The sequence below is a fragment of the Rhodopseudomonas faecalis genome (assembly GCF_003217325.1).
Lineage (GTDB): Bacteria > Pseudomonadota > Alphaproteobacteria > Rhizobiales > Xanthobacteraceae > Rhodopseudomonas > Rhodopseudomonas faecalis.
The window spans coordinates 40,010-65,910 of sequence record NZ_QJTI01000019.1 but is presented as its reverse complement, the minus strand read 5'-3'; the positions used below and the strand labels follow the sequence as shown (position 1 = coordinate 65,910).

General features: G+C 64.1%; 19 protein-coding genes and 2 tRNA genes. 14 read left to right on the top strand and 7 right to left on the bottom strand.

From position 1 onward, the window contains the following. Positions 1 to 90: 90 nt before the first annotated feature. Positions 91 to 672 (bottom strand): DUF4142 domain-containing protein, encoded by a 582-nt coding sequence (locus tag BJ122_RS14330; protein WP_110781811.1) that lies wholly within the window; start codon positions 670 to 672, stop codon positions 91 to 93. 350 nt (positions 673 to 1,022) lie between these two features. Here BJ122_RS14330 and BJ122_RS14325 point away from each other — a divergent pair. Further along, positions 1,023 to 1,096, top strand: a tRNA-Gly gene (locus BJ122_RS14325). Between the two features lie 118 nt (positions 1,097 to 1,214). On the opposite strand, the gene BJ122_RS19040 is transcribed toward BJ122_RS14325, so the two are convergent. Continuing rightward, positions 1,215 to 1,439 carry a helix-turn-helix domain-containing protein gene (locus BJ122_RS19040; RefSeq protein ID WP_146227201.1) on the bottom strand — a complete coding sequence of 75 codons (225 nt, stop codon included), beginning with the start codon at positions 1,437 to 1,439 and terminating at the stop codon, positions 1,215 to 1,217. An 804-nt stretch (positions 1,440 to 2,243) separates the two neighbouring features. Here BJ122_RS19040 and BJ122_RS14320 point away from each other — a divergent pair. Both BJ122_RS14320 and BJ122_RS14315 read left to right on the top strand, forming a co-directional pair. Further along, a complete protein-coding gene (locus BJ122_RS14320; RefSeq protein ID WP_245407738.1) occupies positions 2,244 to 3,170 on the top strand; it encodes an AraC family transcriptional regulator in 927 nt (308 codons plus the stop codon). Between the two features lie 307 nt (positions 3,171 to 3,477). Then, complete coding sequence (locus BJ122_RS14315) at positions 3,478 to 4,956, top strand: diguanylate cyclase (RefSeq protein WP_110781808.1); 1,479 nt, start codon at positions 3,478 to 3,480, stop codon at positions 4,954 to 4,956. A gap of 65 nt (positions 4,957 to 5,021) precedes the next feature. Here BJ122_RS14315 and BJ122_RS14310 read toward each other — a convergent pair whose 3' ends face one another. Beyond that, positions 5,022 to 5,429, bottom strand: coding sequence for a hypothetical protein (locus tag BJ122_RS14310; protein WP_110781806.1), 408 nt, complete (start codon positions 5,427 to 5,429; stop codon positions 5,022 to 5,024). A gap of 391 nt (positions 5,430 to 5,820) precedes the next feature. On the opposite strand from BJ122_RS14310, the gene cysK reads away from it, so the two are divergent. Continuing rightward, positions 5,821 to 6,801, top strand: a complete 981-nt coding sequence (gene cysK / locus BJ122_RS14305; protein WP_110781804.1) for a cysteine synthase A — start codon at positions 5,821 to 5,823, stop codon at positions 6,799 to 6,801. A gap of 235 nt (positions 6,802 to 7,036) precedes the next feature. Here cysK and BJ122_RS14300 read toward each other — a convergent pair whose 3' ends face one another. Further along, positions 7,037 to 7,702 (bottom strand): TetR/AcrR family transcriptional regulator, encoded by a 666-nt coding sequence (locus tag BJ122_RS14300; protein WP_110781803.1) that lies wholly within the window; start codon positions 7,700 to 7,702, stop codon positions 7,037 to 7,039. A gap of 194 nt (positions 7,703 to 7,896) precedes the next feature. Here BJ122_RS14300 and BJ122_RS14295 point away from each other — a divergent pair, with 194 nt between their 5' ends. Continuing rightward, positions 7,897 to 9,132 (top strand): acyl-CoA dehydrogenase family protein, encoded by a 1,236-nt coding sequence (locus BJ122_RS14295; RefSeq protein ID WP_110781801.1) that lies wholly within the window; start codon positions 7,897 to 7,899, stop codon positions 9,130 to 9,132. A 59-nt stretch (positions 9,133 to 9,191) separates the two neighbouring features. Further along, the gene (locus BJ122_RS14290; protein ID WP_110781800.1) at positions 9,192 to 10,253 is read left to right on the top strand and encodes a phosphotransferase family protein; all 1,062 of its coding nucleotides are present in this window, start codon (positions 9,192 to 9,194) and stop codon (positions 10,251 to 10,253) included. 322 nt (positions 10,254 to 10,575) lie between these two features. Here the strand turns inward: BJ122_RS14290 and BJ122_RS14285 are convergent, their stop codons facing one another. Beyond that, complete coding sequence (locus BJ122_RS14285; protein WP_110781799.1) at positions 10,576 to 11,361, bottom strand: SDR family NAD(P)-dependent oxidoreductase; 786 nt, start codon at positions 11,359 to 11,361, stop codon at positions 10,576 to 10,578. 237 nt (positions 11,362 to 11,598) lie between these two features. Here BJ122_RS14285 and BJ122_RS14280 point away from each other — a divergent pair, with 237 nt between their 5' ends. Further along, positions 11,599 to 12,366, top strand: a complete 768-nt coding sequence (locus tag BJ122_RS14280) for an SDR family NAD(P)-dependent oxidoreductase (RefSeq protein ID WP_110781797.1) — start codon at positions 11,599 to 11,601, stop codon at positions 12,364 to 12,366. A 230-nt stretch (positions 12,367 to 12,596) separates the two neighbouring features. On the opposite strand, the gene BJ122_RS14275 is transcribed toward BJ122_RS14280, so the two are convergent. After that, entirely contained in the window at positions 12,597 to 13,817 is a 1,221-nt protein-coding gene (locus BJ122_RS14275; protein ID WP_110781795.1) for a serine hydrolase domain-containing protein, read from the bottom strand. 158 nt (positions 13,818 to 13,975) lie between these two features. Between BJ122_RS14275 and tuf the strand changes: the two genes are divergently transcribed. Together tuf and BJ122_RS14265 are read left to right on the top strand one after the other, a co-directional pair. Continuing rightward, the gene (gene tuf / locus BJ122_RS14270; protein ID WP_110781793.1) at positions 13,976 to 15,166 is read left to right on the top strand and encodes an elongation factor Tu; all 1,191 of its coding nucleotides are present in this window, start codon (positions 13,976 to 13,978) and stop codon (positions 15,164 to 15,166) included. A 349-nt stretch (positions 15,167 to 15,515) separates the two neighbouring features. Beyond that, positions 15,516 to 15,591: transfer RNA gene (locus tag BJ122_RS14265), tRNA-Trp, on the top strand. Positions 15,592 to 15,928: 337 nt separating this feature from the next. Here BJ122_RS14265 and BJ122_RS14260 read toward each other — a convergent pair. Beyond that, positions 15,929 to 16,657 (bottom strand): TetR/AcrR family transcriptional regulator, encoded by a 729-nt coding sequence (locus tag BJ122_RS14260; protein WP_110781792.1) that lies wholly within the window; start codon positions 16,655 to 16,657, stop codon positions 15,929 to 15,931. 579 nt (positions 16,658 to 17,236) lie between these two features. Between BJ122_RS14260 and BJ122_RS14255 the strand changes: the two genes are divergently transcribed. From BJ122_RS14255 to BJ122_RS14235, 5 genes are all read left to right on the top strand, one after another. Beyond that, the gene (locus BJ122_RS14255; RefSeq protein ID WP_110781790.1) at positions 17,237 to 18,340 is read left to right on the top strand and encodes an efflux RND transporter periplasmic adaptor subunit; all 1,104 of its coding nucleotides are present in this window, start codon (positions 17,237 to 17,239) and stop codon (positions 18,338 to 18,340) included. Between the two features lie 15 nt (positions 18,341 to 18,355). Next, positions 18,356 to 21,532 (top strand): efflux RND transporter permease subunit, encoded by a 3,177-nt coding sequence (locus BJ122_RS14250; RefSeq protein ID WP_110781846.1) that lies wholly within the window; start codon positions 18,356 to 18,358, stop codon positions 21,530 to 21,532. Between the two features lie 25 nt (positions 21,533 to 21,557). Continuing rightward, complete coding sequence (locus BJ122_RS14245; RefSeq protein ID WP_245407737.1) at positions 21,558 to 21,785, top strand: hypothetical protein; 228 nt, start codon at positions 21,558 to 21,560, stop codon at positions 21,783 to 21,785. Positions 21,786 to 21,853: 68 nt separating this feature from the next. After that, entirely contained in the window at positions 21,854 to 24,136 is a 2,283-nt protein-coding gene (locus tag BJ122_RS14240) for an ATP-binding protein (protein ID WP_245407736.1), read from the top strand. A 74-nt stretch (positions 24,137 to 24,210) separates the two neighbouring features. Then, the gene (locus tag BJ122_RS14235) at positions 24,211 to 25,860 is read left to right on the top strand and encodes a potassium channel family protein (protein WP_110781687.1); all 1,650 of its coding nucleotides are present in this window, start codon (positions 24,211 to 24,213) and stop codon (positions 25,858 to 25,860) included. The last annotated feature ends 41 nt before the right edge of the window (positions 25,861 to 25,901 follow it).

Below are 25,901 nucleotides of genomic sequence, written 5' to 3'. Positions count from 1 at the left end.
AGGGCGGCTGCCATGACGTCGCGCTTCGCTGCTGATGTGATCAGAAGCGAAGCGCTGCCCTGCCGGTCTGTCGCGCTTTATCCTCGCGCGTTACTTGATCGACGAGCCGACCGTGGGCGCGTTGCCGCGCTGACTTTCGAGCTGCTGCGCCATCTGTAGATGCTGCTGCAGCTTCGGCAGCGTGGTGCTGGCCCATTGCTTCAGCTCGGACTGCTCGTCGCCTTTGCTAAAACGCTCGAACAGCGACACCGCGTCCTTGTGCGCCGTGATCTGGTCGGCGATGTAGGCCTGCGAGAACTCCGCGCCGTTCAGCCGGCTGAGCCGGTCGAGCTTCTGCTGATGGGCGCTGTCGAGCTGCGCCGGCAAATCGACATTGGTGTTGCCGCGGCTCACCAGTCGCTTCAGCTCCGCAGAGCTTTTGGAATGTTCTTCGATCATGGTCGCGGCGAACTTCTTCTCCGCGTCGTTGCCCTTGGTCTGCGCCAGCTTGCTGGAAGCGATCTCGAACAGATCGGACAGCGCGACCTGCCGCGCGAAATCGGCGGCGCTGGGGCTGATGCCGAGTGTCGAATTGATGCCGGTCTTCTCGCCCAATGACTGCGCGGAAACCTGCGTAGCGATCATCGGGGTCGCGATCAGCAGGCAGCTCAGCATGGTAACGGCACGGTTCATGTCGGTTCCTTTCCCAGATCTGGAGGGTGGCGGCACTGGCCTGGCGCGGCAGGCAGCGGGTGCCACCGCGCCCCAGCTTGGGTCGCCGCCGTGAGTGCTGCTCTCAACCGCAAGGGGAGGGTTATGTTCCGAGCGCGGAAGCTGGCTCGCCGGGGAACCCTGGCGCGCGCGGCTAAGGCGAAGCTCAGGCCGAAGTTCCAGCCAGCCCGCCGAGCGGCTTAAAGGCCCCGGGAGCCGATGCGGGCCGGGGCCAGGATGTGGGAGGGTTGTGGCAAGCCGCCGCTGTGCGGCCGGAAAATGGGGAACGGGTGTTGAAGCCGGCCCGGCCGCTGTGTTAGGCATCGCCCGACGCGGGTGTAGCTCAATGGTAGAGCAGCAGCCTTCCAAGCTGAATACGAGGGTTCGATTCCCTTCACCCGCTCCAACACTTAGCCGAAGTCGCGATCTGAAAAATACGCCGGGGGTGCACTCCGGGGGACACCCCTGCGACGTGAGATCGGATTGCGACGTGAGATCGGCTGTGTCCGGTCGGCAAGCCCGCGCTACCCCCAGCGATCGGGCGGAATCTGATGGGCGAGCGCGGTGCGCAGCAGCACGGCGACCGGGGCAGGGATCACGCGGCCATTGGCGTAGCTGTTGATGGTGCGCAGCGAGATGCCAAGGTGCGGGGTGGCGGTCACCTGATTGAGTCCCAATGTGGCGAGGGCGCTGCAAAACTCCTCTTGTGTCATCGGCTGGTGGCGGTTCTTCTTCGGCGTGCTCGGCATGATCTCGTCTTAGGCGTCAGCGGTTTGAAACAAGGGACGCTGGCCTCGGCGCCGCTGTCGCCAGACCAAGTTTTTGCGAGAGGAGGCCAGATCGGATCGCCTCTCGGTGCGTTTGCGCGAAGCTCGCCGACCTGCGGTGCGCTTCGCTGGCCGGTCGATATCACCCGGCGCAAGCGAGCATAGCCGTAATGGTGTATATTGAGAAGGGTGCACGCAGAAGTGGTTCACACTTATTCCGTGATGGTGCGCATCGCTGCGCGCGTTCGGCGACGGTGCGGCGGTGTCCCGCGACGACGGTAAGAGGTGGCTTTGGCCGTGATCGATCATGGCAAGTTCCACGCGGGACGCGCTGGCACATGCGGCCAACAGGATGATGGACGACCGTCAATCAGAGGCCGATGATCAACGGCGTCGCAGCATTCCGCCGAGCCTGTTGTCAGTTATTGCTGCGGCGTTGGCTGGTGTTGGTCTTTGCTAATGACTGATCACAGAGCGACGCCGCGCTGTGGCGTGATCTGAGTACGCGGCCCAGCTTGACGGTTCCCAGGGCGGGACCTAGCCTTTTTTGTCCAATAACGTCAGTGCCATCACCCATGACGGCCTTCATATCGTGTCCCCTGAAGGGGGAAGGGCAGGCGTGGATTGATCAAGCGGTGGCGTCGCGCCGGGACTCACCGCATGGACATGGCTTCGCCCTCATCACTGCTGCAACCGTTTCGGTTCACCACAGCAGATTTGCCGCCAGAGCAGCGCTTTGACTCGTGGCGCGAGCATATGAGCCCTGTGGCGGAGCTGACGCCGAGCGTGAATCAGCCTGCAACCGGCGCGGTCGATCTGGCGATCTGGGACCTCGGCACGCTGGCGTTGTGCCAGGAGCGCAATCCGGGCGCGTGCTTTGCGCGCACGCCGAAGCGGGTGAGGGCCACGCTGGCCGATCATTGGTACCTGTTTTTGCTGAAATCCGGGAACAATTGGACCATCAGCGATTGCGGCGCCAGCGAGCGGATCTCGCGCGGTGCCAGCGGCCAGCTCGGCTTCTATTCGCTGGGCGAAGCCTGTTATGGCGAGATGCGCGACATCGAAACCTTGATGCTGTTCATGCCGCGCGATGTGTTTCCCAATATCGCCGGCCAGCTCGACCGGATCAGCAACAGCATGCTCGATACGCCGTGCGGCGGGCTGTTGACCGACTATCTGCTGGCGCTGGAGCGCCGGCTGCCTTCGATGCGGCATGAGGACCTGCCGGCGGTGCGGCGCGCCACCGAGGCCATGATCACGGCCTGTCTGGTGCCGACGCCTCCTAACGCCGAACAGGCGCGCGAGGGCTTGATGATCAGCCTGGGCGAGCGCGCTCGTTGTGCCGTGCACGCGCGGCTGGCCGATCCCAATCTGACGCCGGCGAGCCTCGCGCTCAGCATTGGCGTGTCGCGCAGCGTGTTGTATCGGCTGTTTGAACCACTCGGTGGTGTTGCCTGCTACATTCGCAACTGCCGGCTGGCAGCGGCGCGCCGCGCCATCGTCAATAGCAGCGATCTGCGCCGCATTCATCAGATCGCCGAAGCCTGCGGGTTCTCGAGTTCGCAGGAATTCAGCCGCGCTTTTCGTCACCGCTACGGCTACAGCCCCTCAGAGGCCCGCGCCGAGCTTGGCGGTCTGATCACGTCTTCAAGCTTTGCCCCTGGGGCGGAATGCCCTCGAACGCTCGCCGAGTTCCTGCTCGCGACCGCGTGACGCAATCCTCGTCAAGTGGCCCGTTGCCAAGCCAGCCACGCCAGATCAGCCTGCTGAACCTTAGGCAATCGCAATATGACAGATTTAATATAACGTCGAGCTTGCGAAAGGGGGTAGCTATGTCAGATTGAAGCGTCTGATGTTTCAAGAGTTCAAAGTATTGTTGAGCTGTTAAAAAGTTTCGCGTTCTAGGTTATAAAGTCGATTGGAAGTAGCTGAGTCAGAATTTGGATCGATGCGAGATGATCCGCTGTCAAGATATCTCGTTTCATTGCAATGAACGGAGCTGGCACCGCCAGTGTGAAGCATGTACGCGGATGCAGATCGTAAATGGACTGAACTGATTGCCGTGCAGGCGCTGCAACAGATTAAGAAACTGGACTTGGCGCTTGAACCTAAAAGTTTCGATCTCTGGTTCTCATACTATTCAGGGCGCAATCGGCCGCTGGTCGAAGCGCTCAACCGGCTACTCGCCACCAGCCCGAAGCCAAGCTGGCTGCAGATGGCTCAGATCCATGAGCAATACCTGACCCCCTACAAAGCCGCTGAACGGATCCGCTCGCTCGGCAGTCAGGTGCACGTCCAGTCGAACTCGCTGGTCGATGTGATCGAAGAGGCGTCGGGTGCTGCGCAGGGCTACGAGCAGCGGCTCTCCAACGCCGCGCCGCGGCTGGCAATCGAACGGGTCGATGGCGGCCTTCGGCAGTTGGTCAGCGAACTGATGTCCTGGACCGATGAGATCCAATCGACCAACTCGCAGCTGGTTGGCCGGCTGAAGAGCACGGCGGAGCACTTGCGCGATTTGCAGGACCAGCTCGACCAGGTCCGTCTGGAAAGCATGATCGATCCGCTGACCGATGTCGGTAATCGTCGATATTTCGATGCCTCGCTGGCGCGACTGCTGAAGGATGGCGCGAACGCGCAGCCGCTGGCGCTGCTGCTGATCGACGTCGACAATTTCAAGATGTTCAACGACCGGCACGGCCACATCATCGGCGATGATATTCTCCGGCTGACAGCTTCCACCATCAAACAGAGTTCCCGGCATGGCGACATCGTGTGCCGTTATGGCGGCGATGAATTTGCGATCATCTTGCCGAACACGTCGTTGGAAGGGGCCTTGCTGCTCGGCGAGAAGATTCAGGCCGCGATCGCGGCTCGCGAACTGCATCGCCGTTCAACGCATGAAAACCTGGGACGGCTGATCGTATCGATTGGAGCCGCCGAACACCGGTTCGACGAGCCGCCGGAAGCTTTCATCGAGCGCGCCGATCATTGGATGTACGCCGCCAAGCAGTCAGGACGCGACCGCAGCAACCTGGACGACAGCTCGCAATCTCCTCAGCGCGCCCGTGGTACGGTTGAACTGGTTTGGCATCGTTCTTATGCCTGCGGCGAAGTGATGATCGATCGCCAGCATCGCGAGCTGTTCGATATTGCCAATGTCATTCTCAGCACGCATGTCGAGAGCCTGGAAGTTCCCCAGGTGATCGATATCGTCGAGATACTGATCGCGCACGTCACCGAGCATTTCTCCTATGAAGAGTCAGTGCTCGAGGCGGTCGGTTATGATCGGCTTGATGCGCATAAGGTCGAGCATGAGCGGCTGTTGTCGCGCGCGCGTCAGCTCAAGGAAGCCGTGGCCTGCGGCGAGAGCTCGCTGCGCGAGCTGCGCGAATTCCTGGTCAACATTGTGGTGGTGGCCCATCTGCTCAAGGAGGACCGGCAGTTCTTCCCGGTGCTAGAGGGGCAGAGATCGCAGGAAGACGCTGAGCCGTCAGCGTGACGATGCCGCGCCGCGCCGATCGGACGCGGCGGTGTTCGCTGTAAGGCGAGAGGCCGAGCTGATCGTTATTCGGCGGGTAACCGCCGGCAGTCCATCGAATAGACCAGCGCGCCGCTCGCGGTGCGGGCGATCGGCTGGCACGGCCGCAGGGTGGCGGCGGCTTCCGCCGCCGGCTGCGCGTCTGCTGTCGGCTGCGCGTCGGTCTTGAGTTCAGACTTGGCCTCAGCGCTGTCGGCGGCGGCCGGCGTCGCCTCATGGCTCGGCTGAGCAGGGGCCGGTTCGCTGCGCGGGGTGGCCGCGACCGCCGGGGCGACCGGCGCTGCCGGGGCGATCGGGCGTTCGGCTTGCAGCGGCGCCGACACCTGAGCGGGCTGTTCGCCAAAGAAGCCAGGGATCACGTACATCACGGCGAGCGCGATCGCCACGCCCGCCACGACGATGCGCGTCAGCCAGATCGAGATCAGATGAAACATGGTGCACTCCGCTATAGCTGCCGCGACCCGTAAGGAGAGGCTGACGCGCCGTTATCTGGACCTGCGATAAGGATTCCGCCATCAGCTTCCTTGATCGCCATCAAGCCGGCCGGCGAACCGGTCGTTCGGCCGCAGGCGTTGCCAAGGCGCCGACTCGCCGCCGCCCTGGAACCGGGGCGGTTCGGGCCGCGTTAGGAGGCGAACATTTCTCCGTGCCGGTGCATGGATGGAGAAATTCATTCCATAGGAAATCCGGCGATCGGTGGAAACCTTGTCTTTTTCCGGTTCTTGGACCGTGGATATAGGCAGTTTCGGCGCGAGAGGATAACAATTTCCTCCAGATGCGAGGCGAGGCGCCACCGGCGGCGGCCTCTTTCAGGGAGTTTTGAGCATGGCAAACTGGTTTCAGGACAACGCGCAGTCGATCGGCCGCACGCCGCTGGTCCGTCTGAACCGCGTCACCGAGGGCGCGCCCGCCACGGTGCTGGCCAAGATCGAAGGCCGCAATCCGGCCTATTCGGTGAAGTGCCGGATCGGCGCGGCCATGATCCGCGACGCCGAACAGCGCGGCGTGCTCGGGCCGGGCAAGGAGATCGTCGAGCCGACCTCGGGCAACACTGGCATCGCGCTGGCGTTTGTCGCGGCGGCGCGCGGCATTCCGCTGACGCTGACCATGCCGGAAACCATGAGCCTGGAGCGCCGCAAGCTGCTGATCGCGTTTGGCGCCAAACTGGTGCTGACCGATGGCGCCAAGGGCATGAGCGGCGCGGTCGCCAAGGCCGAGGAAATCGTCGCCTCCGATCCGGACCGCTACGTGCTGCTGCAGCAGTTCAAGAACCCGGCCAATCCGGCGATCCATGAGGAGACCACCGGTCCGGAGATCTGGAACGACACTGACGGTGCGGTCGATATTTTAGTGGCCGGCGTCGGCACCGGCGGCACCATCACCGGCGTGTCGCGCTACCTCAAGGGTACCAAAGGCAAAAAAATCCAGTCGGTGGCGGTGGAGCCGGAGGCCAGCCCGGTGCTGAGCCAGAAGCGCGCGGGGCAGGATCTCAAGCCCGGCCCGCACAAGATCCAGGGCATCGGCGCCGGTTTTGTGCCGGAGGTGCTCGATCTGTCGCTGATCGACGCCATCGAGCAGGTCAGCAATGACGAGGCGCTGCTCTATGCGCGGCGGCTGGCGAGCGAGGAGGGCATCATCTCCGGCATCTCGTCCGGCGCGGCGGTGGCGGCGGCGGTGCGGCTCGCCAAGAAGCCGGAAAATGCCGGCAAGACCATTGTGGTGATCCTGCCGGATTCCGGCGAGCGCTATCTGTCGTCGATCCTGTTCGAGGGGCTGTTCGATGCCAAGGGCCTCGCCGCCGCCTGACGCGGCAGCAAGGTTCGATGCAGCTTCAAGGCACGCGGCTCAGGCCGCGTGCCTTTGTTGTATCTGGGGAGCGCAGTGCTCAGGCTGATGCGGTGCCCGCCGCGCCAGCGCCGATAAGGACGTCTTTCTCCGTCATCGCGAAGAGGCGCAGCCGACGAAGCAATCCAAGGTCTCGCTGTGCGGCATGGATTGCTTCGCTACGCTCGCAATGACAGGGCGACCGTGAGGCGCGACTTCAATTGGCGCGTCGGCTTCTCGCTTTGGTCTCGCCAAGTTTGGTCCCGCTCTGCAGCGCCAGCACCGCGGCATTGACCACGCGATCGACGATCGCCTCGACGTCGTCGAGATCGCATTGCCCCTCCGACAGTTTTTGCAGGCGTTCGCTGTCGCGGATGGTGTGGTGCGCCATCGCCAGCGCAAAATGCAGGCCCCAATAGATTTCGACTTCGGGCAACTCCGGCATCGCGCGCTGCATCGCCGCGGCGAATTTGCGCAAATGATCGACCTCGCGATTCTTGATCTTGCGGATCGGCGCGACCGCTTCCACCGAGGCGCGGATCATGAACCGCGCCGCGTCGGAGCGTTCGCCCTCCGGGCCAAAACAGCCGCGCAAGGTCGGCGCCACCAGCGCGCGCAGCACCGCATCGATCGGCGCGCGGCCACCGCCCGCGGCTTCCGCTGCTTTCAGCTCGGCCAGGCGCTCGCGATTGGTAGCGATCGAGCGGGTGACGAACAGCTCGGTGATCAGCTCATCCTTGGAGCCGAAATGGTAGTTGACCGCGGCGAGATTGACGCCGGCCTCGGCGACGATGTCGCGCAGCGTCACGTCGGCAAATCCGCGGTCGGCATAGAGCCGTTCCGCGGCGCGGAGAATTGCGGTTCTGGTCTGGTCCGATGCCATTCAGCGCCTTTGGGGGTGGCTTGCATTTCAAACGCCTGTATGAAATCATCGTTTGACGGTCCGGCAAAGTCAATGCGCTGCAACTCGCGGCGCCAAGCGCAGCAGGGCCGGATCGGTTTTCGGTTGCGGTCAGCGCAGCGCCGGCCGCGGTCGTTCGTGCCGCCAACATGTTTGAACAAACTGAGGATCGCCCGATGGATTTCACGATGTCCGCCCGCCAGCGCGAATGGCTCGACCGCGTCAGCGCGTTCATGGATGCGCATGTCCGTCCCGCCGTGCCGATCTACAAGCAGCAGGACGCCGAGGGCGAGCGCTGGAAGGTGATCCCGGTGCTGGAGGAGCTGAAGCAGAAGGCCAAGGCCGAAGGGCTGTGGAACCTGTTTCTGCCGCCGTCGCCGCATGACGACGATGAGTTCCACGGCGCTGGTCTCAGCAATCTCGAATACGCGCTACTGTCCGAGCAGATGGGTCACATCGCCTGGGCGTCGGAAGTGTTCAACTGCTCGGCGCCCGACACCGGCAACATGGAAGTGCTGATCCGCTACGGCACGCTTGAGCAGAAGCGCAAATGGCTGCGGCCGCTGCTCGATGGCGAGATCCGTTCGGCGTTTCTGATGACCGAGCCGGCGGTGGCGTCGTCCGATGCCACCAATATCGAAACCCGGATCGAGCGCGACGGCGATCACTACGTCATCAACGGCCGCAAATGGTGGTCGTCGGGCGTCGGCGATCCGCGCTGCAAGGTGGCGATCGTGATGGGCAAGACCGATCCGAACGCTGCCCGGCATCAGCAGCAATCGCAGATCCTGGTGCCGCTCGACACACCCGGCATCACCATTGAAAAGATGCTGCCGGTGTTCGGCTTTGACGACGCGCCGCACGGCCACGGCATGGTGCTGCTGGAAAACGTGCGCGTGCCGGCCTCCAATCTGCTGCTCGGCGAGGGCCGTGGCTTTGAGATCGCCCAGGGCCGGCTCGGCCCGGGCCGCATCCATCACTGCATGCGCACCATCGGCAAGGCCGAGGAAGCGCTGTCGAAAATGGTGAAGCGGCTCGGCTCGCGCACCGCGTTCGGCAAGAAGATCATCGAGCATTCGGTGTGGGAACAGCGCATCGCCGAAGCGCGCATCGACATCGAAATGACCCGGCTGCTGTGCCTGAAGGCCGCCGACATGATGGACAAGGTCGGCAACAAGACCGCGCAGCTCGAAATCGCCATGATCAAGGTGGCGGCGCCGCGCATGGCGCTGCGCATCATCGACGATGCCATTCAGGCATTCGGTGGCGCCGGTGTCGCCGACGAGGCCGGGCTCGCCAAGGACTATGCCAATATCCGTACGCTGCGGCTCGCCGACGGCCCGGACGAGGTGCATAATCGCGCCATTGCCAGGCTGGAAATGAAGAAGTATGCGAACGCGCCTGCGCGCTGAGCCGTGCCTTTGCGGCATAGGCTGACACGGGCGTCGAACAATGCGAAGGGAGCGCCGCAGTGGCTGATGGCGTGAGGAACGACGAGGAGTTTTCCGGCACCAAGCCGGTCGAGGAGCGTCACAAGTTTGATGAGGCGAGCCTCGAGCGCTGGATGCAGGAGCATGTCGAGGGGTTTTCGGGCCCCTTGAGCGTCAATCAGTTCAAGGGCGGGCAATCCAACCCGACCTACCGGCTTGATACGCCGACGCGCAGCTACGTGCTGCGCCGCAAGCCGTTCGGCAAGCTATTGCCGTCGGCCCATGCGGTCGATCGCGAGTTTCGCGTGATCTCCGCGCTCGGCAAGCAGGGCTTTCCGGTGGCGAAGGCCTATGCGCTGTGCATGGACGACGCGGTGATCGGCGCGGCGTTCTACATCATGTCGATGGAAGAGGGCCGGGTGTTTTGGGACCCGACCTTGCCGAACCAAAGCCCGGAAGCCCGGCGCGCGATCTTCACCGCTAAGATCGAAACGCTGGCCCAGCTGCACAGTTTTGATCCGGAAGCGATCGGGCTCGCCGATTTCGGCAAGCCGGGCAATTATTTCGCCCGGCAGGTCGATCGCTGGACCAAGCAGTACAAGGCGTCGGAAACCGAGCACATCGCCGAGGTCGAAAAGCTGATCGAATGGCTGCCGCGCACCGTGCCGGAGCAGCAGCGGGTGTCGATCGTGCATGGCGACTACCGGCTCGACAACATGATCTTCCATCCGACCGAGCCGCGCGTGATCGCGGTGCTGGATTGGGAGCTGTCGACGCTCGGCGATCCGATGGCCGATTTTACCTATCTGTTGATGCAATGGGTGATGCCGGGGCTGAGCGGCGTCGATCTGAAAGCGCTCAACATCCCGACGCTGGAAGAAGCGATCGCCATTTATGTCAAGGCCAGCGGCCGGCCGGATGTGCCGGACGTCAATTGGTACTTCGCCTACAATCTGTTCCGGCTGGCCTGCATCACGCAGGGCATTGCCGGCCGGATTCGCGACGGCACCGCGGCCAATGCCAAGGCGATCGAAACCGCCAAGCGCACCGTGCCGCTGTCGAAGGCGGCCTGGCACTACGCGCAGCAGGCCGGCGCCCAATAACGCCGCGCTGCGGCTGACTATGAATCAAGCCACGGCGCTCAAGCCGTGCGCCGTGCAAGCCTTGAGCTCGCAAACCTTGGGCGCGATCGGATTCCGGTCGCGCCCTTTTTTATGAGGCATGCGCCATCATCATGGCCCGCGAGAAACGCGCACTTGCATCTGTTGATCTGGTCATTCCGGGATGCGCGCCTTGGCGCGCAGATCCGGAATCTCGCTCGAGCTGTAGAAAGATAGCGATTCCGGGTTCGTCCGCCGCGGTCGCGGCGAACGCCCCGGAATGACGGCCCGGGATGGTTGCTCGCGTTCGCGGACGGGACGCCGTTTAGATCGGCTTGCCGGTGTAGGGCATCGAGGCTGACAGCCCACCATCCACGGCGATCGCCTGGCCGTTGACGTAAGAGGCTTCGTCGCTGAGCAGAAACAGCCCCATGGTGGCGAGTTCGCGCGGCTGACCGGCGCGTTTCAGCGGATTGAGCTGGCCGATCTTGTGTTCGGTGCCGCGGGCCCGCGCGCCGTCGAACACTGGCTTGGTCATGCCGGTTTCGATCAGGCCGGGACAGATCGCGTTGATACGCACGCCGGTGCCGGACAGCGAATAGGCGGTGGTCTGCACCAGGCTGATCACGCCGGCCTTTGAGGCGGCATAGGGATGGCCGGAGGCACCGGCCTTCAGTCCCGCCACCGAGGCGGTGCACAGCAGCGCGCCGGCGCCTTGCGCGATCATGTGCGGCATCGCGTGTTTGATCGCCAGAAACGGCCCGATCAAATTGATGCGCAGCACGTCCTGCCAATGCTCGACGCTCTGTTCGGCCAGCGGCAATAGGCCGCCGCTGATGCCGGCATTGGCCCACAGCGCATCGAGCCGGCCATGGCTGGCGATCGCCTTGGCGATCATCGCTTTGACGTCGTCTTCCGAGCCGGCATCGGCGATCATCGCTTGGGCGGTGCCGCCCTGCTGCCGTGCCTGTTCGGCCGTGTCATGAACGGCCTCGGCGCGATCGACGGCAATCAGCTTCGCGCCCTCGGCGGCGAACAGCAGCGCTGCGGCGCGGCCGATGCCGCTCGCCGCGCCGGTGATGATGACGGATTTGCCTTCGAGGCGCCCCATGAACGTATCCTCCAGAGTTTGTTCTTGTACCGTGATGCGGAATAGCTCTGCATCGGTGCCTCGCAGGTCGGCCGCGCGTGACACGGGCAACGCAACTGAGGCAAGCTATGCTGTGACCTACAGCCGCTGCTTGATCTTTTGAAGAGGCTGTAAGCTCACCCGCACGCGCCATCACCGCGCGTGTCGGCAATAATCACAGGGCGGCGCCGGTGTGCAGCCGGGCCAGGGGAGATCCAGATGTCGTTGTTCGATCTTACGGGAAAAGTCGCGGTCATCACTGGCTCGTCGCGCGGCATCGGCCGTGCGATCGCCGAGCGGATGGCCGAGCACGGCGCCAAGGTGGTGATTTCGTCGCGCAAGCAGCCGGCCTGCGATGAGGTTGCCAAGGCGATCAACGACCGGCACGGCCGCGAAGTGGCGCTGGCAGTCGCGGCCAATATCTCCACCAAGCAGGAGCTGAAGACGCTGGTCGAGGAGACCAACGCCAAGTTCGGGACGATCGACACGCTGGTGTGCAACGCCGCGTCCAATCCGTATTTCGGGCCGCAAGCCAAGATCAGCGACGATCAGTTCCGCAAAATCCTCGACAACAACATTGTCTCCAACCACTGGTTGATCAGCCTGGTGGCGCCGCAGATGATGCAGCGCAAGGACGGCAGCATCACCATCATTTCCTCGATCGGCGGGCTGAAAGGCTCGACCGTGATAGGCGCCTATTGCATCTCGAAAGCCGCCGACATGCAGCTCGCGCGCAATCTGGCGTGCGAATACGGCCCGTACAACATCCGGGTGAACTGTATCGCGCCCGGCCTGATCAAGACCGATTTCGCGCGCGCGCTGTGGGAGAACCCCGACACGCTGAAAGCTTCCACGTCGCGCTCGCCGCTGTCGCGGATCGGCGAGCCGGACGAGATCGCCGGCGCCGCGGTGTTTCTGGCCGCGCCGGCCGGCACGTTCATGACCGGCCAGACGCTGGTGATCGACGGCGGCGCGACGATTAGTTAGTTGTCGGAGGCAATCCAGAGCTCCGTGCTCAAGGCTCCTGGATTGCTTCGCCTGCGGCTCGCAATGACGGCGCGGGCGTTCTCTGCCAATCAGACCTTGCCTACCAATCCGAACACGTCATTCCGGGGCGCCGCGTAGCGGCGGACCCGGAATCCCGAGATTGTTGCGACGAGATTCCGGGTTCGCGAGCTGCGCTCGCGCCCCGGAATGACTCCTGGAGAGTGCGGTGATTACTCCACCGCCGCGTACACCACATCGCGCACCAGCGACCGATAGTAGTCGTGCTGGCCAGGTCCCTGCGACATCATCACGGCAAACAATTGTTCCACCGGGTCGACCCAGAAGAACGTGCCGGCGATGCCGCTCCAGAAGAACTGTCCGGCCGAGCCGGAGAATGGCGCGAATCCGGCTCCGGTGCGCACCGCAAAGCCGAGCCCAAAGCCGTGGCCCGGCGGCAGGACGCTGGCGTCGGTCGGCAGGTTGGGCGCCAGGTGGTTGGCGGTCATCAGTTGCAGCGTCTTGCGGCCGATGATGCGGGTGCCTTCGAGCGTGCCGCCGTTCAGCAGCATCTGGCAGAAACGCGCATAATCCATGGTGGTCGATACCAGGCCGCCGCCGGCGGATTCCATCACCGGCACCTCCAGCGGATCAAACAGCACCATCTGGTCGCCGGTCCAGGGATCGGTCGCAAAGGGTTCTGCAATGCGGCTCTTATTGGCAGCCGCCGTATGGAAGCCGGTATCGTTCATGCCGAGTGGCGTCAGAACACGCTCGGTCAGGAACGTGCCGAGCGATCGGCCCGACACCAGCTCGATCACCCGGCCAATCACGTCGGTTGAGCGGCTGTAGTTCCAGGCGGTGCCGGGTTGGCATAGCAGCGGCAGCGACGCGATCCGGCTGGCGTGTTCGGCATTGGTGATCTTTCGACTGTTCACCTGCGCCTGCTGGTACATCTTCTGCACCGGGCCCACTCCAATATGGTCATAAGCGAGGCCAGAGGTGTGACGTAGCAGGTCCTGAATGGTGATCGGCCGATTGAGAGGCCGCAATTCGAGGTTGCCGCCGCTGAGCACGGCAACGCTCTGATTGGAGAATTCTGGAATGTACTTGGTCAACGGGTCGTCGAGCAGCAGCTCGCCATCCTCCACCAGTTGCATGGCGCCGATTGAGACGATCGGTTTGGTCATCGAGAAAATGCGAAAAATACTATCAGGCGACATCGGCCGATCTGATGTCGGGCTCTGACGTCCCATCGCTTCAAACCAAGCGACCGCGCCACGGCGGGCGACCAGGATGATCACCCCCGGCGTCGTGCCTTTGTCGATCTCGCGCTTGAACGCGTCTGACATTTTCTGAAGACGCTGTGATGACAATCCCAGAGCGTCCGGCCGGTCTTGCGGCAATGTGGGTTTTGCAGGCTGTGGGGAGGTTGAGCTGACCGAGGAAGGCATGGGCATCTCCCGATGTTGGTCTGGCTACAAATGAGCAGTGTTGATTGCTCACTACTCAGCCTGCCATAGAAGTTCTGGCTTGAATAGCTTGGAATTCCGCAGTAACCAGCGCCGGTTTCGCCGCAGCGAAATTCCAGCGCGGATAAGGATGGAGAGCGATGGCTAAAGCAAAGTTTGAACGTACGAAGCCGCATTGCAACATCGGCACGATTGGTCACGTTGACCATGGCAAGACGTCGCTGACGGCGGCGATCACCAAGGTTTTGGCGGAGACCGGCGGCGCGACGTTCACGGCGTATGACCAGATCGACAAGGCGCCGGAAGAGAAGGCCCGCGGCATCACCATTTCGACCGCGCACGTTGAGTACGAGACGCAGAACCGTCACTACGCGCACGTCGACTGCCCCGGCCACGCCGACTACGTGAAGAACATGATCACCGGCGCGGCGCAGATGGACGGCGCGATCCTGGTTGTGTCGGCGGCTGACGGCCCGATGCCGCAGACCCGCGAGCACATCTTGCTGGCGCGCCAGGTCGGCGTTCCGGCGCTGGTGGTGTTCCTGAACAAGTGCGACATGGTCGACGATCCGGAACTGCTCGAGCTGGTCGAGATGGAAGTGCGCGAGCTGCTGTCCAAGTACGACTTCCCGGGCGACGACATTCCGATCATCAAGGGTTCGGCGCTGGCTGCTCTTGAGAACAGCAACCCGAAGCTCGGCCATGAGGCGGTGCTGGAGCTGATGAAGGCGGTCGACGCCTACATCCCGCAGCCGGAGCGTCCGGTTGACCAGCCGTTCCTGATGCCGGTGGAAGACGTGTTCTCGATCTCGGGCCGCGGCACCGTGGTGACCGGCCGTGTCGAGCGTGGCATTCTGAAGGTTGGCGACGAAATCGAAATCGTCGGCATCCGCGACACGCAGAAGACCACCTGCACCGGCGTTGAAATGTTCCGCAAGCTGCTGGACCAGGGCCAGGCTGGCGACAACATCGGCGCGCTGCTGCGCGGCACCAAGCGTGAGGACGTCGAGCGTGGCCAGGTGCTGTGCAAGCCGGGTTCGGTGAAGCCGCACACCAAGTTCAAGGCTGAAGCCTACATCCTGACCAAGGAAGAGGGCGGCCGCCACACCCCGTTCTTCACCAACTACCGTCCGCAGTTCTACTTCCGCACCACCGACGTGACCGGTGTTGTGCACCTGCCGGAAGGCACCGAGATGGTGATGCCGGGCGACAACATCGCGATGGAAGTGCACCTGATCGTGCCGATCGCGATGGAAGAGAAGCTGCGCTTCGCTATCCGCGAAGGTGGCCGCACGGTGGGAGCAGGGGTGGTCGCTTCGATCATCGAATGATCGAAGCGCCGCACCGTCAGCTCCAACCGAATCGAAAATGCGCAAGTGCGATGGATCGCACTTGCGGCGGCGCCGGCGTGGTCGCCTCGATCATCGAATAACGGCGAGTCCGGTCGCGCTCCGCGCCCGGGCGATCGTGATCTGCACAGGCGCAGGAACCCAGCGTTCCTGCGCCTGTTGTTTTTGGGCGGGTGGGCACAGCGCAATTGTGTTGGATTGAGAAAGAGTTGCGGCTGCAACAGCAACAGCGCGGTGCGACACGGCGGATCGCCGCCGCGAAAAAAATCCTCAGATTTGTCGAAAGACGGAGGTGACGACGGCTTCAGCCTTCGCTATAGAAGCGCCGCGTAGGAGTGTAGCTCAATTGGTAGAGCACCGGTCTCCAAAACCGGGGGTTGGGAGTTCGAGCCTCTCCACTCCTGCCATTCTTGTCTCACGGCAAGGTGGCAACCGCGAAGGGCAGAACGCGAGCCGGTGAGTGCTCGTAAGCTGCGTCTTCAAAACAGCTCGATATCCGCTCAATATGCAATGCGTCAGTGGCGCTGACCGCGCCGCGTGTGTCGTGGTCGCACAGAGCGTGGCCGCAGCCATGGGCGCTGCGGCAGCCGTTTTCCCTTGGTGCTGATGCTATGGTGCGAAGCGGACCGCATGCGGAGCCGTTGGGCGGGCATCCGCGTCTTCAAGGCTGAGCTAGATCCAAGACGTCGACGGCCGGGACGAGCCCGGCCATCGCGCGTGCAGTGGCGTTGCCAGCCAATGCGATTAAAGCTCCGATGATTCCGGTTGCAATGCAGCCGATGCTGTAACGGCCTGGTCCGGCGCGTCGTCGTCACGCGAGCCGATCGTGGTGTCGCTTGATATTGCAGTGTCGCTTGACGTCGTCTTGGGGCCGTAAGCCGCCAAAAACACATCGACCGCCCGCGCAATCGTTTCCTCAAGCTCCTCGGGGCTGATCTCGGCCTCGAGCTGCAAGCGCAGCCGATAGGCGGTTTCCGACTCCAGCAGCGCGCGCAGATGATAGGCGGCGGCGTTCGGGTTGGTGGCCGACAGCCGGCCCGCTTTGGTGGCGGCCTCGATATAGGCCGCGAGCAGTTTTGCGCCCTGTCCCGGGCCGGTGTCGTGAAAGATGCGGCCGAGATTGCCGGCGCGGCCATGCGCCACCGCCAGCCGATAGGCGTTGGTGGCGTTCCGGTCCGACACCCGCGCCATCAGATGCCGGCCGGCATCGAGCAACACTTGGCGCGGATCTTCATTGGCTCGCTCGGGCAGGCTGGCCAGCATCGGAATAACCTCCTTGCCGACCACCCGCAGGCTGACATGGACAAACAGGTTCTCCTTTGAGGGGAAATAGCCATAGAGCGTGGCCTTCGAGCCCCCGAGACGTTTGGCGATCTCAGACATCGAGGCGCCTTCCAGCCCGCGCTCTGTGAACACTTCCGCCGCGGTCTCCAGGATCGCTTCGCGCTTCGCTTCCGTTCGTACTCTGGCCATCAGGTCTCCAGTCTTCTCGGTGGGCGTGTCATCTGCCCATCCATTAACGATACCAAACGTACGGTATTATTGACAAGGGAGTGGCGTCAAGATAAATGATAACCGAACGTACGGTTCAGTTAATGGGTGTCGTGATGGCTGCGTGGTGTTCTGGTGCCGGCAATGACGTTTTGGAGCGGATGCACGGTCGGTGCGCCGGGGGCGATGAGAGGCGGCGGAACCGAATGGCTCGGGTGCCGCGGGACCGTGGACCGCGAAGGTGACGCCGCGGGATTCGGCCAGGTCTGGCGTGGAGCTCAGGACGAAACCGCTCGGCTGGGCGCCTGCGCCTCGTCTGCAACTGCGGGGGCGTGCCTGCGGCCTCGCTCAGGTGCTGGGCTGCGTCGCTCGGCTGGCGCTGCCATCTGACGCCACGCCTGCCGAACGGCTGCTGACCGATGCCGTGCCGTCTGTGGCCGCCGTCCCCCACGAAATGACCGCACGACCCGCGCCAGCCGCGCGGGCCGTTCTTCGGCACGGATGACGCCGATGCCATCTCGCCGATCGCCAAACAACAAACTCAACAAGAAGGCTAAGGCCATGAGCCATACTGCATTCGTTGGACCTGCTGCCATCCTGGTCGCGGCGCTGACCCTTGCGGGCTGCGATTCCTCCAATTCCAAGGCCAAGGAGAAGGGCGCCGACGCCCATGCGCCGCGGCCGGTGTTGGTGGCGCCGGTGCGCTATGAGGACGCCGCCCGCAAGCGCACCTTCGCCGCCACCATCCGGCCCAGCATTGAAAGCGATCTCGGCTTTCGCGTGAACGGCAAGGTGGCGCAGCGGCTGGTGCGCAACGGCGATCTGGTGCGCGCCGGGCAGCCCTTGCTGACGCTCGACACCAACGATCTCGAACTGCATCGCGAGCAGGCCGAGGCAGAGGTGAGGGCCGCCAAGACCAACTTGACCCAGGCCGCGGCAGATGAGCGCCGCGTCAATGAACTGCAGAGCAAGGGCTGGGCGGCGAGCGCCGCCGCCGAGAAGGGCCGGGCCGCCGCCGAGGAGGCGCGCAGTCGGCTGATCCGCGCGCAACGCTCGCTTGAACTCGCCAATCACGCGCTGGACTACGCCGTGCTCGAAGCCGATGCCGACGGCGTCATCACCGCAACGCCGGTCGAGCCGGGGCAGGTGATCGCCGCCGGCCAGGCTGCGGTGCGCCTCGCCCGGCTCGCCGAACTCGAGGCGCTGGTGGCGTTGCCGGAGAGTTTTGTCGAACAGGCGCGCAACGCGGCGGCGACACTGACGCTGTGGTCGCTGCCGGACAAGGTCTATCGGCTGCGGCTGCGCGAATTGGCGCTGGCGGCCGATCCGGCCACGCGCACTTACGGCGCGCGCTTCAGCATTTTGAATGCCGATGAATCAGTGCGGCTCGGCATGAGCGCCACCCTGACCATGCGTGAGCCGACCGATAAGCGCGCCGCGCGGCTGCCGCTGACCGCGCTGTTCAACCACGGCAGCGGCCCCGCAATGTGGGTGGTGGACGGCAACGGCAAGCTCACCCAGCGCAGCGTGGAGATCGATCGCTACGACGACCGCACCGTGCTGATCGCATCGGGCATCGAGGAGGGCGAGACCGTGGTGGCGCTCGGCGTCGAACAACTCGACGCGGGCCTGACCGTGCGCCCGATCTCGAAACTCGCATTCTAGCGTTGAGGACATATGATGCGCCGTTTCAACTTGTCCGCCTGGGCCGTCGCTCATCCGACGCTGATGCTGTTCCTGATTCTGGTGATCACCGTGGGCGGCTTGATCTCCTACCAGAAGCTCGGCCGTGCCGAAGATCCGTCCTATGTGATTAAGGTGGCGGTGGTGACCGCGAGCTGGCCCGGCGCGACCGCCGAGGAAATGCAATTCCAGGTCGCCGACCGCATCGAGAAGAAGCTGCAGGAGCTGCCCTGGTTCGACAAGGTCACCACCTACTCGAAACCCGGCTTCGTCGCCGCCGAAATGGTTTTCAGCCACGCCACGCCGCCGGAGCAGGTTCCGTGGCTGTTCTATCTGGTGCGCAAGAAGATGCAGGATCTTAAGCCCGACCTGCCGCAGGGCGTGCTCGGGCCGGAGGTCAACGACGAATATGGCGACGTCGACTCCATCCTTTATACGCTGCGCTCCGAAAGCGCCGACTACGCCACCATGAAGCGGGTCGCCGAGGATGTGCGCCAGCGGTTGCTGCAGGTACCCAACGTCTCCAAAGTGACGATCTACGGCACGCAGGACGAGCGGATCTTCGTCGATTTCGATCACATCAAGCTCGCCAATCTCGGCATCGCGCCGCGGGTGATCTTTGAAAGCCTGGCGCGCCAGAACGATCTGGCGCCGGTCGGCATCATGCAGACCAGCTCGACGCGGATTCCGCTGCGCACGTCCGGCGCCTATGACGGCGCGCGGGCGGTGGAAGAAACCCCGATCGCGGCCAATGGCACAGTTTTTCGGCTCGGCGACATCGCCACCGTCAGCCGCGGCTTTGCCGATCCGCCGAGCTTTTTGGTGCGGCAGCGCGGCGTGCCGGCGCTGGCGATCGGCATCGTCATGCAGCGCGGCGCCAACATTCTCAAGCTCGGCGAGGACGTCGAGAAGCTGATGACCGACGTCGAGAAGGCGACCCCGGTCGGGCTGACGTTTGAGCGCGTCGCCAATCAGCCCGCCGTGGTGCGCGTCGCGGTCGGCGACTTCATGAGCTCGTTTATCGAAGCGCTGGCGATCGTGCTCGCGGTCAGCTTCGTGTCGCTGGGCTGGCGCACCGGCGTGGTGGTGGCAACCTCGGTGCCGCTGGTGCTGGGCGTGGTGTTCGTGGCGATGCTGGTGATGGGCATCGACCTGCAGCGCATCTCGCTCGGCGCGCTGATCATCGCGCTCGGCCTTTTGGTTGACGACGCCATCATCGCGGTCGAGATGATGGTGGTGAAGATGGAGCAGGGCTACGACCGCGTCCAGGCGGCATCCTTTGCCTGGGAGTCCACTGCGTTTCCGATGCTGACCGGCACACTGGTCACCGCGGCCGGCTTCCTTCCGGTCGGCTTTGCGCGTAGCGGCACCGCCGAATATGCCGGCACCATCTTCTGGGTGGTCGGCATCGCGCTACTAGCGTCCTGGGTGGTGGCGGTGATTCTGACGCCCTATCTCGGCTACAAGCTGCTGCCGAACATCCCGGTCCATGTCGGCGACAAGAAATCGCTGTACGACTCCGCGCTCTATCGCCGGCTGCGCGCGGCGATCGTCTGGTCGGTCGAGCACCGCGTGCTGGTGGTGTGCCTCACGGTGCTGGCGTTCGTGTTGTCGATCGTCGGCTTCGGCAAGGTGCAGCGTCAGTTCTTCCCGACCTCGGATCGGCCGGAATTGTTTGTCGAGCTGCGGCTGCCGGAGGGCAGTTCGATCGCAGCCAGCGCCGAAGCCGCCAAGCGCGCCGAAGCGCTGTTGGTCGGCGATCCCGATATCGTCACCTACAGCACCTATGTCGGGGCCGGCCCGCCGCGGTTTCTGCTCAACGTCAATCCGGCACTGCCGAACGAGGCCTATGCCGAGATCGTGGTGGTGACCACCGATCCCAAAGCGCGCGAGCGCGTCAAAGCCCGGATCGAGCGCGCCGCCGCCAATGGCGCGGTGCCGCAGGCGCGGGTGCGCGCCAATCGGCTGGCGCATGGTCCGCCGCTGCGCTTCCCGGTGCAGTTCCGCGTCGTCGGCCAGGACCCGAACACGGTGCGTTCGATCGCCTATCAGGTCCGCGACCTGATGCGCGCCAATCCCGATGTGATCGAACCGCATCTTGATTGGAATGAGCAGATGCCGTCGGTCAGGCTGGTGATTGACCAGGATCGCGCCCGCGCGCTCGGTCTTGATCCGCAGACCATCTCCCAGACCCTGCAAATGCTGGTGACTGGCTACACGGTGACCACCGTTCGCGACCGCACGGAAAAGGTTGCGGTGGTGGCGCGGGCGATCAGCGCGCAGCGCGGCGATCTCGGCTCGATCGGCGATCTCACCGTGCTGTCGCGCAACGGCGTGCCGGTGCCGCTCGCTCAGGTAGCGCATATCGAGGAAACTCACGAAGAAGCGATCCAATGGCGCCGCAACCGCGACATGGCGATCACGGTGCGCTCCGACGTGCGTAGCGGCGTGCAAGCGCCCTATGTGACCTCGCTGGTGTGGGCCAAGCTCGCCGAGCTGCGCAGCCAGTTGCCGCCCGGCTATCGGCTGGAAATCGGCGGTGCCTTCGAGGAATCCTCGAAAGCCAATGGCGCGCTGTTTGCCGTGATGCCGCTGATGCTGGTGGTGATGCTCACCGTGCTGATGCTGCAGTTGCAGAGCTTCTCGCGGCTGCTCTTGGTGCTGCTGACCGCGCCGCTCGGGCTGATCGGCGCCACGCTCGGGCTGCTGGTATTCGGCATGCCGTTCGGCTTTGTGGCGCTGCTCGGCCTGATCGCGCTTGCCGGCATGATCATCCGCAACTCGGTGATCCTGGTCGATCAGATCGAGCACGACGTCTCGGAAGGCCATCCGCGCCGGGTCGCGATCGTCGACGCCACGGTGCGCCGTGCGCGGCCGGTGGTGCTGACCGCGGCGGCTGCGGTGCTGGCCATGATCCCGCTGTCCCGCTCCAGTTTCTGGGGGCCGATGGCGGTGGCGATCATGGGCGGCCTGGTGGTGGCCACGGTGTTGACGCTGCTGTTCCTGCCGGCGCTGTACGCGCTCTGGTTCCGCAATTCGCTCGATCATAGCGACAGCGCGCAGCCACGCCGCGCCAGCATCAAGGAGCTGATCGATGCCCTCAAGCTGTTGCCCCTCACCGTTGCCGGATGGCTGCAGCGCGACCCTAAGGGGGGGCCTCATGTCAAGGGATAGTCTCGGCGGCGACGAGGACCTCGATTTGCTGCTCACCATCGGCGCCCGGGTGCGAATGAATGCACTCGGGCGGGCCCGCCACCCGCGCTACGGCCTGCGCGAAGGGACGATCGTCGGCTGCGGCTCGCCGAGCAGCCGGCGCGTCAAATTCGACGATCGCAAAACAGTGTTGTCGATCTACAAGGGCTATCTCGAAGTCTTGCCCAACAAGCGCGGGAGCAGGAACACTTCCGATTTACGCTCGGAGCTGTAAGCTCTCCGCCTTCTCACCGATAGCGAGCGAGCGCCGTGGAGCCGATCGAACCTGACCGAATACAAGAGGTGATCACAGCCAAGAACGTCGACCTCACCAGTTGCGATCGCGAACTCGTGCAATATCCGGAGGCGATCCAGCCGCACGGCGCGATGCTGACGGTGGACGAGCAGACCAACCTGGTGATGCACGCTTCCGCCAATTGCGGGGAGTTCATCGGCAAGGAGCCGGCAGCGGTGCTCGGCCAGAACATCGCCAGCGTGCTCGGTCCGGCCTGGAGGGCGCTACCGCACACGCTGCATCGCATGCCGCTCGACACCGGTCCGGTCAATGTGGCGCGCGAGTCGTTTCTCGGCACCGAACGCGGCTTCAACCTGTTCGCGCATCGCTGCTCTGGACTGATCCTCCTCGAATTGGAAAGAGCCTCGGAGGCAGCCTCGCGCGATGTCTCCAATCTGTATTCGGTGGTGCGTGCCGACATCGCCCGGCTGCAGCAGACCAAGAACTTGAAGGAGTTCTTCGATCTCGCGGTCGAGCGGATTCGTACCTTCACCGGTTATGACCGGGTGATGGCCTATCGCTTCGATCATGACGGCAGCGGCCATGTCACCGCGGAGAGCCGGCGCGATGATCTCGAAGCCTATCTCGGGCTGCATTATCCCGCGACCGACATTCCCGCGCCGGCGCGGCGGTTGTTCGGCCTCAGCTGGATCCGTCATCTGCCTGACGTCAGCTATGTTCCGGTGCCGCTGCTGGCGATGAAGAGCCCGCTGGTGATCGGGCCGGTCGATATGAGCTTTGCCATCCTGCGCAGCGTGTCGGTGATGTACACCGGCTACCTGAAAAACATGGGCGTGCACTCCTCCATGGTGATGCCGCTGATGAAGGAGGGCAAGCTGTGGGGGCTGATCTCGGCGATGCATCATTCCGGGCCGCGCCACATCACCCATGAAACGCGGATGGCCGCCGAATTCCTGGCGCATACGCTGTCGCTGCTGATGTCGGCCAAGGAGGATGCCGAGATTTTCGGGCAGATCACGGCGATGAAGGCGACCTCGGACCGGCTGGTGCAGATGCTCGGCCAGGAAGCCGATCTCACCAAGGCGCTGCGCGCGGCCGACACGCTGCAACTGCTGGCGGCGCAGGTCGAGGCCGACGGCGTCGCGGTGGCCTCCGAGGATGACGTCACCGCGATCGGCAAGACGCCGTCCGAGCCGGCGATCCGCGATTTGGTCGGTTGGCTTGCGGGGCAGGACCTGCCGCTGTTCGCCACCGACCGGCTGCCGTCGCTCTATCCGCCGGCTACGCAATTTGCTGCGGTCGCCAGCGGCGTGCTGGCGATCCGGGTGTCGGCGCAGCTGCCGGATTTCGTGCTGTGGTTTCGGCCCGAGCAGGTCGAGGTGGTGCAATGGGCCGGCAATCCGCGCAAGCCGGTCGAGATCGACGAGGGCGACGGCATGTTGCGGCTGCGGCCGCGCAACTCATTCGAGCTTTGGAAGGAAAGCGTCCGCAACCGCTCGACCGCCTGGCGCGACATCGAGAAGGACGCGGTGTTCCGGCTCGCGGAGTCGATCGGCGACATCGTGCTGGAACGGGCCAAGAAGATCGAGCGCATCAGCCGCGAACTCGATGCGGCGCGCGGCGAGTTCAGCGGCTATGCCGACGCTGCTTCTTACGAATTGAAGGAGCATCTGCGCGGCATCCAGCATCTCACCACGGCGCTGCGTCGCCGCCAGGGCGAACAGCTCGATGAAGAGGGTCGCCAGCAGGTCGTCACCATTCTCAAGCTGACGCATCGCATGGACAGCCTGGTCGATGCGCTGCTGGAGCGCTCGAAACTCGGCAAGGCCGATATCGCCTTCGCGCAGGTCGATCTGGATGAGGTGGTCGATAGCGTGCTGCTGCAGTTGCGGCGCGCTTTGTCGGACCATCAGGTCGAGGTGCGGCGGCCAACGCCATTGGGGACGGCCGACTGCAACCGCGATTGGGTGATGGAAGTGTTCTCCAATCTGATCGCCAACGCGATTGCCTATAACGACAAGAGCGAGCGCTGGATCGAGATCGGCTGCGAGCCGGGCTCGCCTGCGACCTATTATGTCCGCGACAATGGCATCGGCATTGCCAATACCGATCAGCAACTGATCTTCCAGATGTTTCGCCGTCTCGATGATCGCGAGCCGCCGCATGGCAGCGCCGGCATCGGTCTGCCGCTGGCGCGCAAGATCGTCGAACGCCATCGCGGCCGGATCTGGGTGGAGTCACAGCTTGGCGAGGGCTCGACGTTCTATTTCACACTCGGCGCCGGCAAGGCGCAGGGCCACGGGGCAGGGCATCATGGCCCGGCGTCGTAATGGGCGCGGCGTTGCCGCCGAAGGCGGCGGCGCCTGCGCGGCGCCTTGCCTAACCGTCATGCAAGGACAACGACGTGCATAGCGTGCTGCTGCTTGCGATCCGGCGCATCCGGGACCCGCTGATCCTGATCAGCTTGATCTTCGGCTTCTCGACCATCGGGCTGGCGCTGATCCCCGGTGTCGATGCCGAGGGGCGGCGCTGGCACATGTCGCTGTTCGAGGCGTTCTATTTCGTTTCCTACACCGCGACCACCATCGGCTTTGGCGAACTGCCGCACACTTTCACCAATCAGCAGCGCATCTTTGTCACGCTGATCATCTATCTGTCGGTGATCGGTTGGGCCTATCTGCTCGGCGCGCTGCTCAACCTCGTGCAAGAAAAGGCGTTTCAACAGGCGCTGGTCGACCGCCGCTTCCAGCGTTCGGTGAAGCGGTTGCGCGAGCCGTTCTATCTGGTGTGCGGTCTCGGCGACACCGGTATGACCGTGGTGCGCGCGCTCGATCAGCTTGGCTGCCGCTCGACCGCGATCGACAAGGACGAACGGCGCATCCAGCAGCTCGAAATCGAAGAAATGTCCCACCTGGTTCCGGCGCTCGCCGCCGATGCCCGCTCGCCGGAGACGCTGTCGGCGGCCGGCTTGCTGAAGCCGGAATGCAAGGGCGTGCTGTCGCTGTGCAATGATGACGAGACCAATCTGGCGATCGCGATTTCCGCCTGCATCCTGCGCCCGACCTTGCCGGTGATCGGCCGGGCCGAAACCACCATCACCGCCACCTCGATGGCTTCGCTCGGCACTTTTCGCGTGATCAATCCGTTCCGCGAATTCAGCGACCACCTCGGCCTGGCGATGAAAGCCCCCGACGTGCACCGGCTGATTTCCTGGCTGACCAGCGCGCCGGGCGCCTATCTGTTTCCGAGTTCGCCGACCCGGGTGCCGGTGGCGCCAGGCCATTGGATCGTGTGCGGCTATGGCCGGCTCGGCCATGAGGTGATCGCGGCCGTGCACAATGGCGGCTTTTCCGCGACCGTGATCGATCCGGTCGGACTGCGGCTCGAAGGCTTGCGCGCCATCAAGGGGCGGGGCGCCGACGTCGCCGTGCTCAACGAGGCGGGCATCGCGCATTCGGTCGGCATCATCGCCGGCACCGATGATGATGCCGAGAATCTGGCGATCGGCATTGCCGCCCGCCGGCTGAAGCCGAACATTTTCATCATCCTGCGCCAGAATCAGCGCTCCAGTCGGGTGCTGTTCACCAAGTTCGGGGCCAGCATGACCATGGTTCCGAGCCAGATCGTCGCCGACCAGTGCATCGCGGCGCTGCGCACGCCGCTGCTGGCCGACTTCCTCGACATTGTCCGGACCAAGGACGAGGTCTTTGCCTACTCGCTGTCCGAGCGGCTGCGTGCCCTGATCGGCGACGAGACGCCGCGATTCTGGAGCGTGTCGTTGACCCGCGCCGATGAGCCGGCGCTGGCGGCCGCGCTCGAAGCGGGCCGCATGACCTGCGTCGATGATCTGCTGCAGGCGCTGCGCGGCCGCCACGGCCAGCAGCCCTGCGTGGCGCTGGCGCTGCTGCGCGACGGCATCATGACCGAATTACCGGCAGGGGAAGCCGCGCTGCGGCCCGGCGATCAGCTGCTGGTGGCCGGGCGGCACCTGGCGGACGGGCGGCGCGGCTGGTGGTTGCGCCGCCTTGGGTGGGCGGCGTCCGATCCGGCCTGATCGACCGCAGAAACCGGCCCGGAGCCATGGGGTTGGCGGCA

Bases quoted from the DNA above. Each gene is read 5' to 3' on its own strand.
- BJ122_RS14315 (WP_110781808.1), top strand. From the start codon at position 3,478: ATGTACGCGGATGCAGATCGTAAATGGACTGAACTGATTGCCGTGCAG.
- BJ122_RS14330 (WP_110781811.1), bottom strand. From the start codon at position 672: ATGAACCGTGCCGTTACCATGCTGAGCTGCCTGCTGATCGCGACCCCG.
- BJ122_RS14310 (WP_110781806.1), bottom strand. From the start codon at position 5,429: ATGTTTCATCTGATCTCGATCTGGCTGACGCGCATCGTCGTGGCGGGC.
- tuf (WP_110781793.1), top strand. From the start codon at position 13,976: ATGGCTAAAGCAAAGTTTGAACGTACGAAGCCGCATTGCAACATCGGC.
- BJ122_RS14280 (WP_110781797.1), top strand. From the start codon at position 11,599: ATGTCGTTGTTCGATCTTACGGGAAAAGTCGCGGTCATCACTGGCTCG.
- BJ122_RS14250 (WP_110781846.1), top strand. From the start codon at position 18,356: ATGCGCCGTTTCAACTTGTCCGCCTGGGCCGTCGCTCATCCGACGCTG.
- BJ122_RS19040 (WP_146227201.1), bottom strand. From the start codon at position 1,439: ATGCCGAGCACGCCGAAGAAGAACCGCCACCAGCCGATGACACAAGAG.
- cysK (WP_110781804.1), top strand. From the start codon at position 5,821: ATGGCAAACTGGTTTCAGGACAACGCGCAGTCGATCGGCCGCACGCCG.
- BJ122_RS14255 (WP_110781790.1), top strand. From the start codon at position 17,237: ATGAGCCATACTGCATTCGTTGGACCTGCTGCCATCCTGGTCGCGGCG.
- BJ122_RS14260 (WP_110781792.1), bottom strand. From the start codon at position 16,657: ATGGCCAGAGTACGAACGGAAGCGAAGCGCGAAGCGATCCTGGAGACC.
- BJ122_RS14275 (WP_110781795.1), bottom strand. From the start codon at position 13,817: ATGCCTTCCTCGGTCAGCTCAACCTCCCCACAGCCTGCAAAACCCACA.
- BJ122_RS14295 (WP_110781801.1), top strand. From the start codon at position 7,897: ATGGATTTCACGATGTCCGCCCGCCAGCGCGAATGGCTCGACCGCGTC.
- BJ122_RS14300 (WP_110781803.1), bottom strand. From the start codon at position 7,702: ATGGCATCGGACCAGACCAGAACCGCAATTCTCCGCGCCGCGGAACGG.
- BJ122_RS14285 (WP_110781799.1), bottom strand. From the start codon at position 11,361: ATGGGGCGCCTCGAAGGCAAATCCGTCATCATCACCGGCGCGGCGAGC.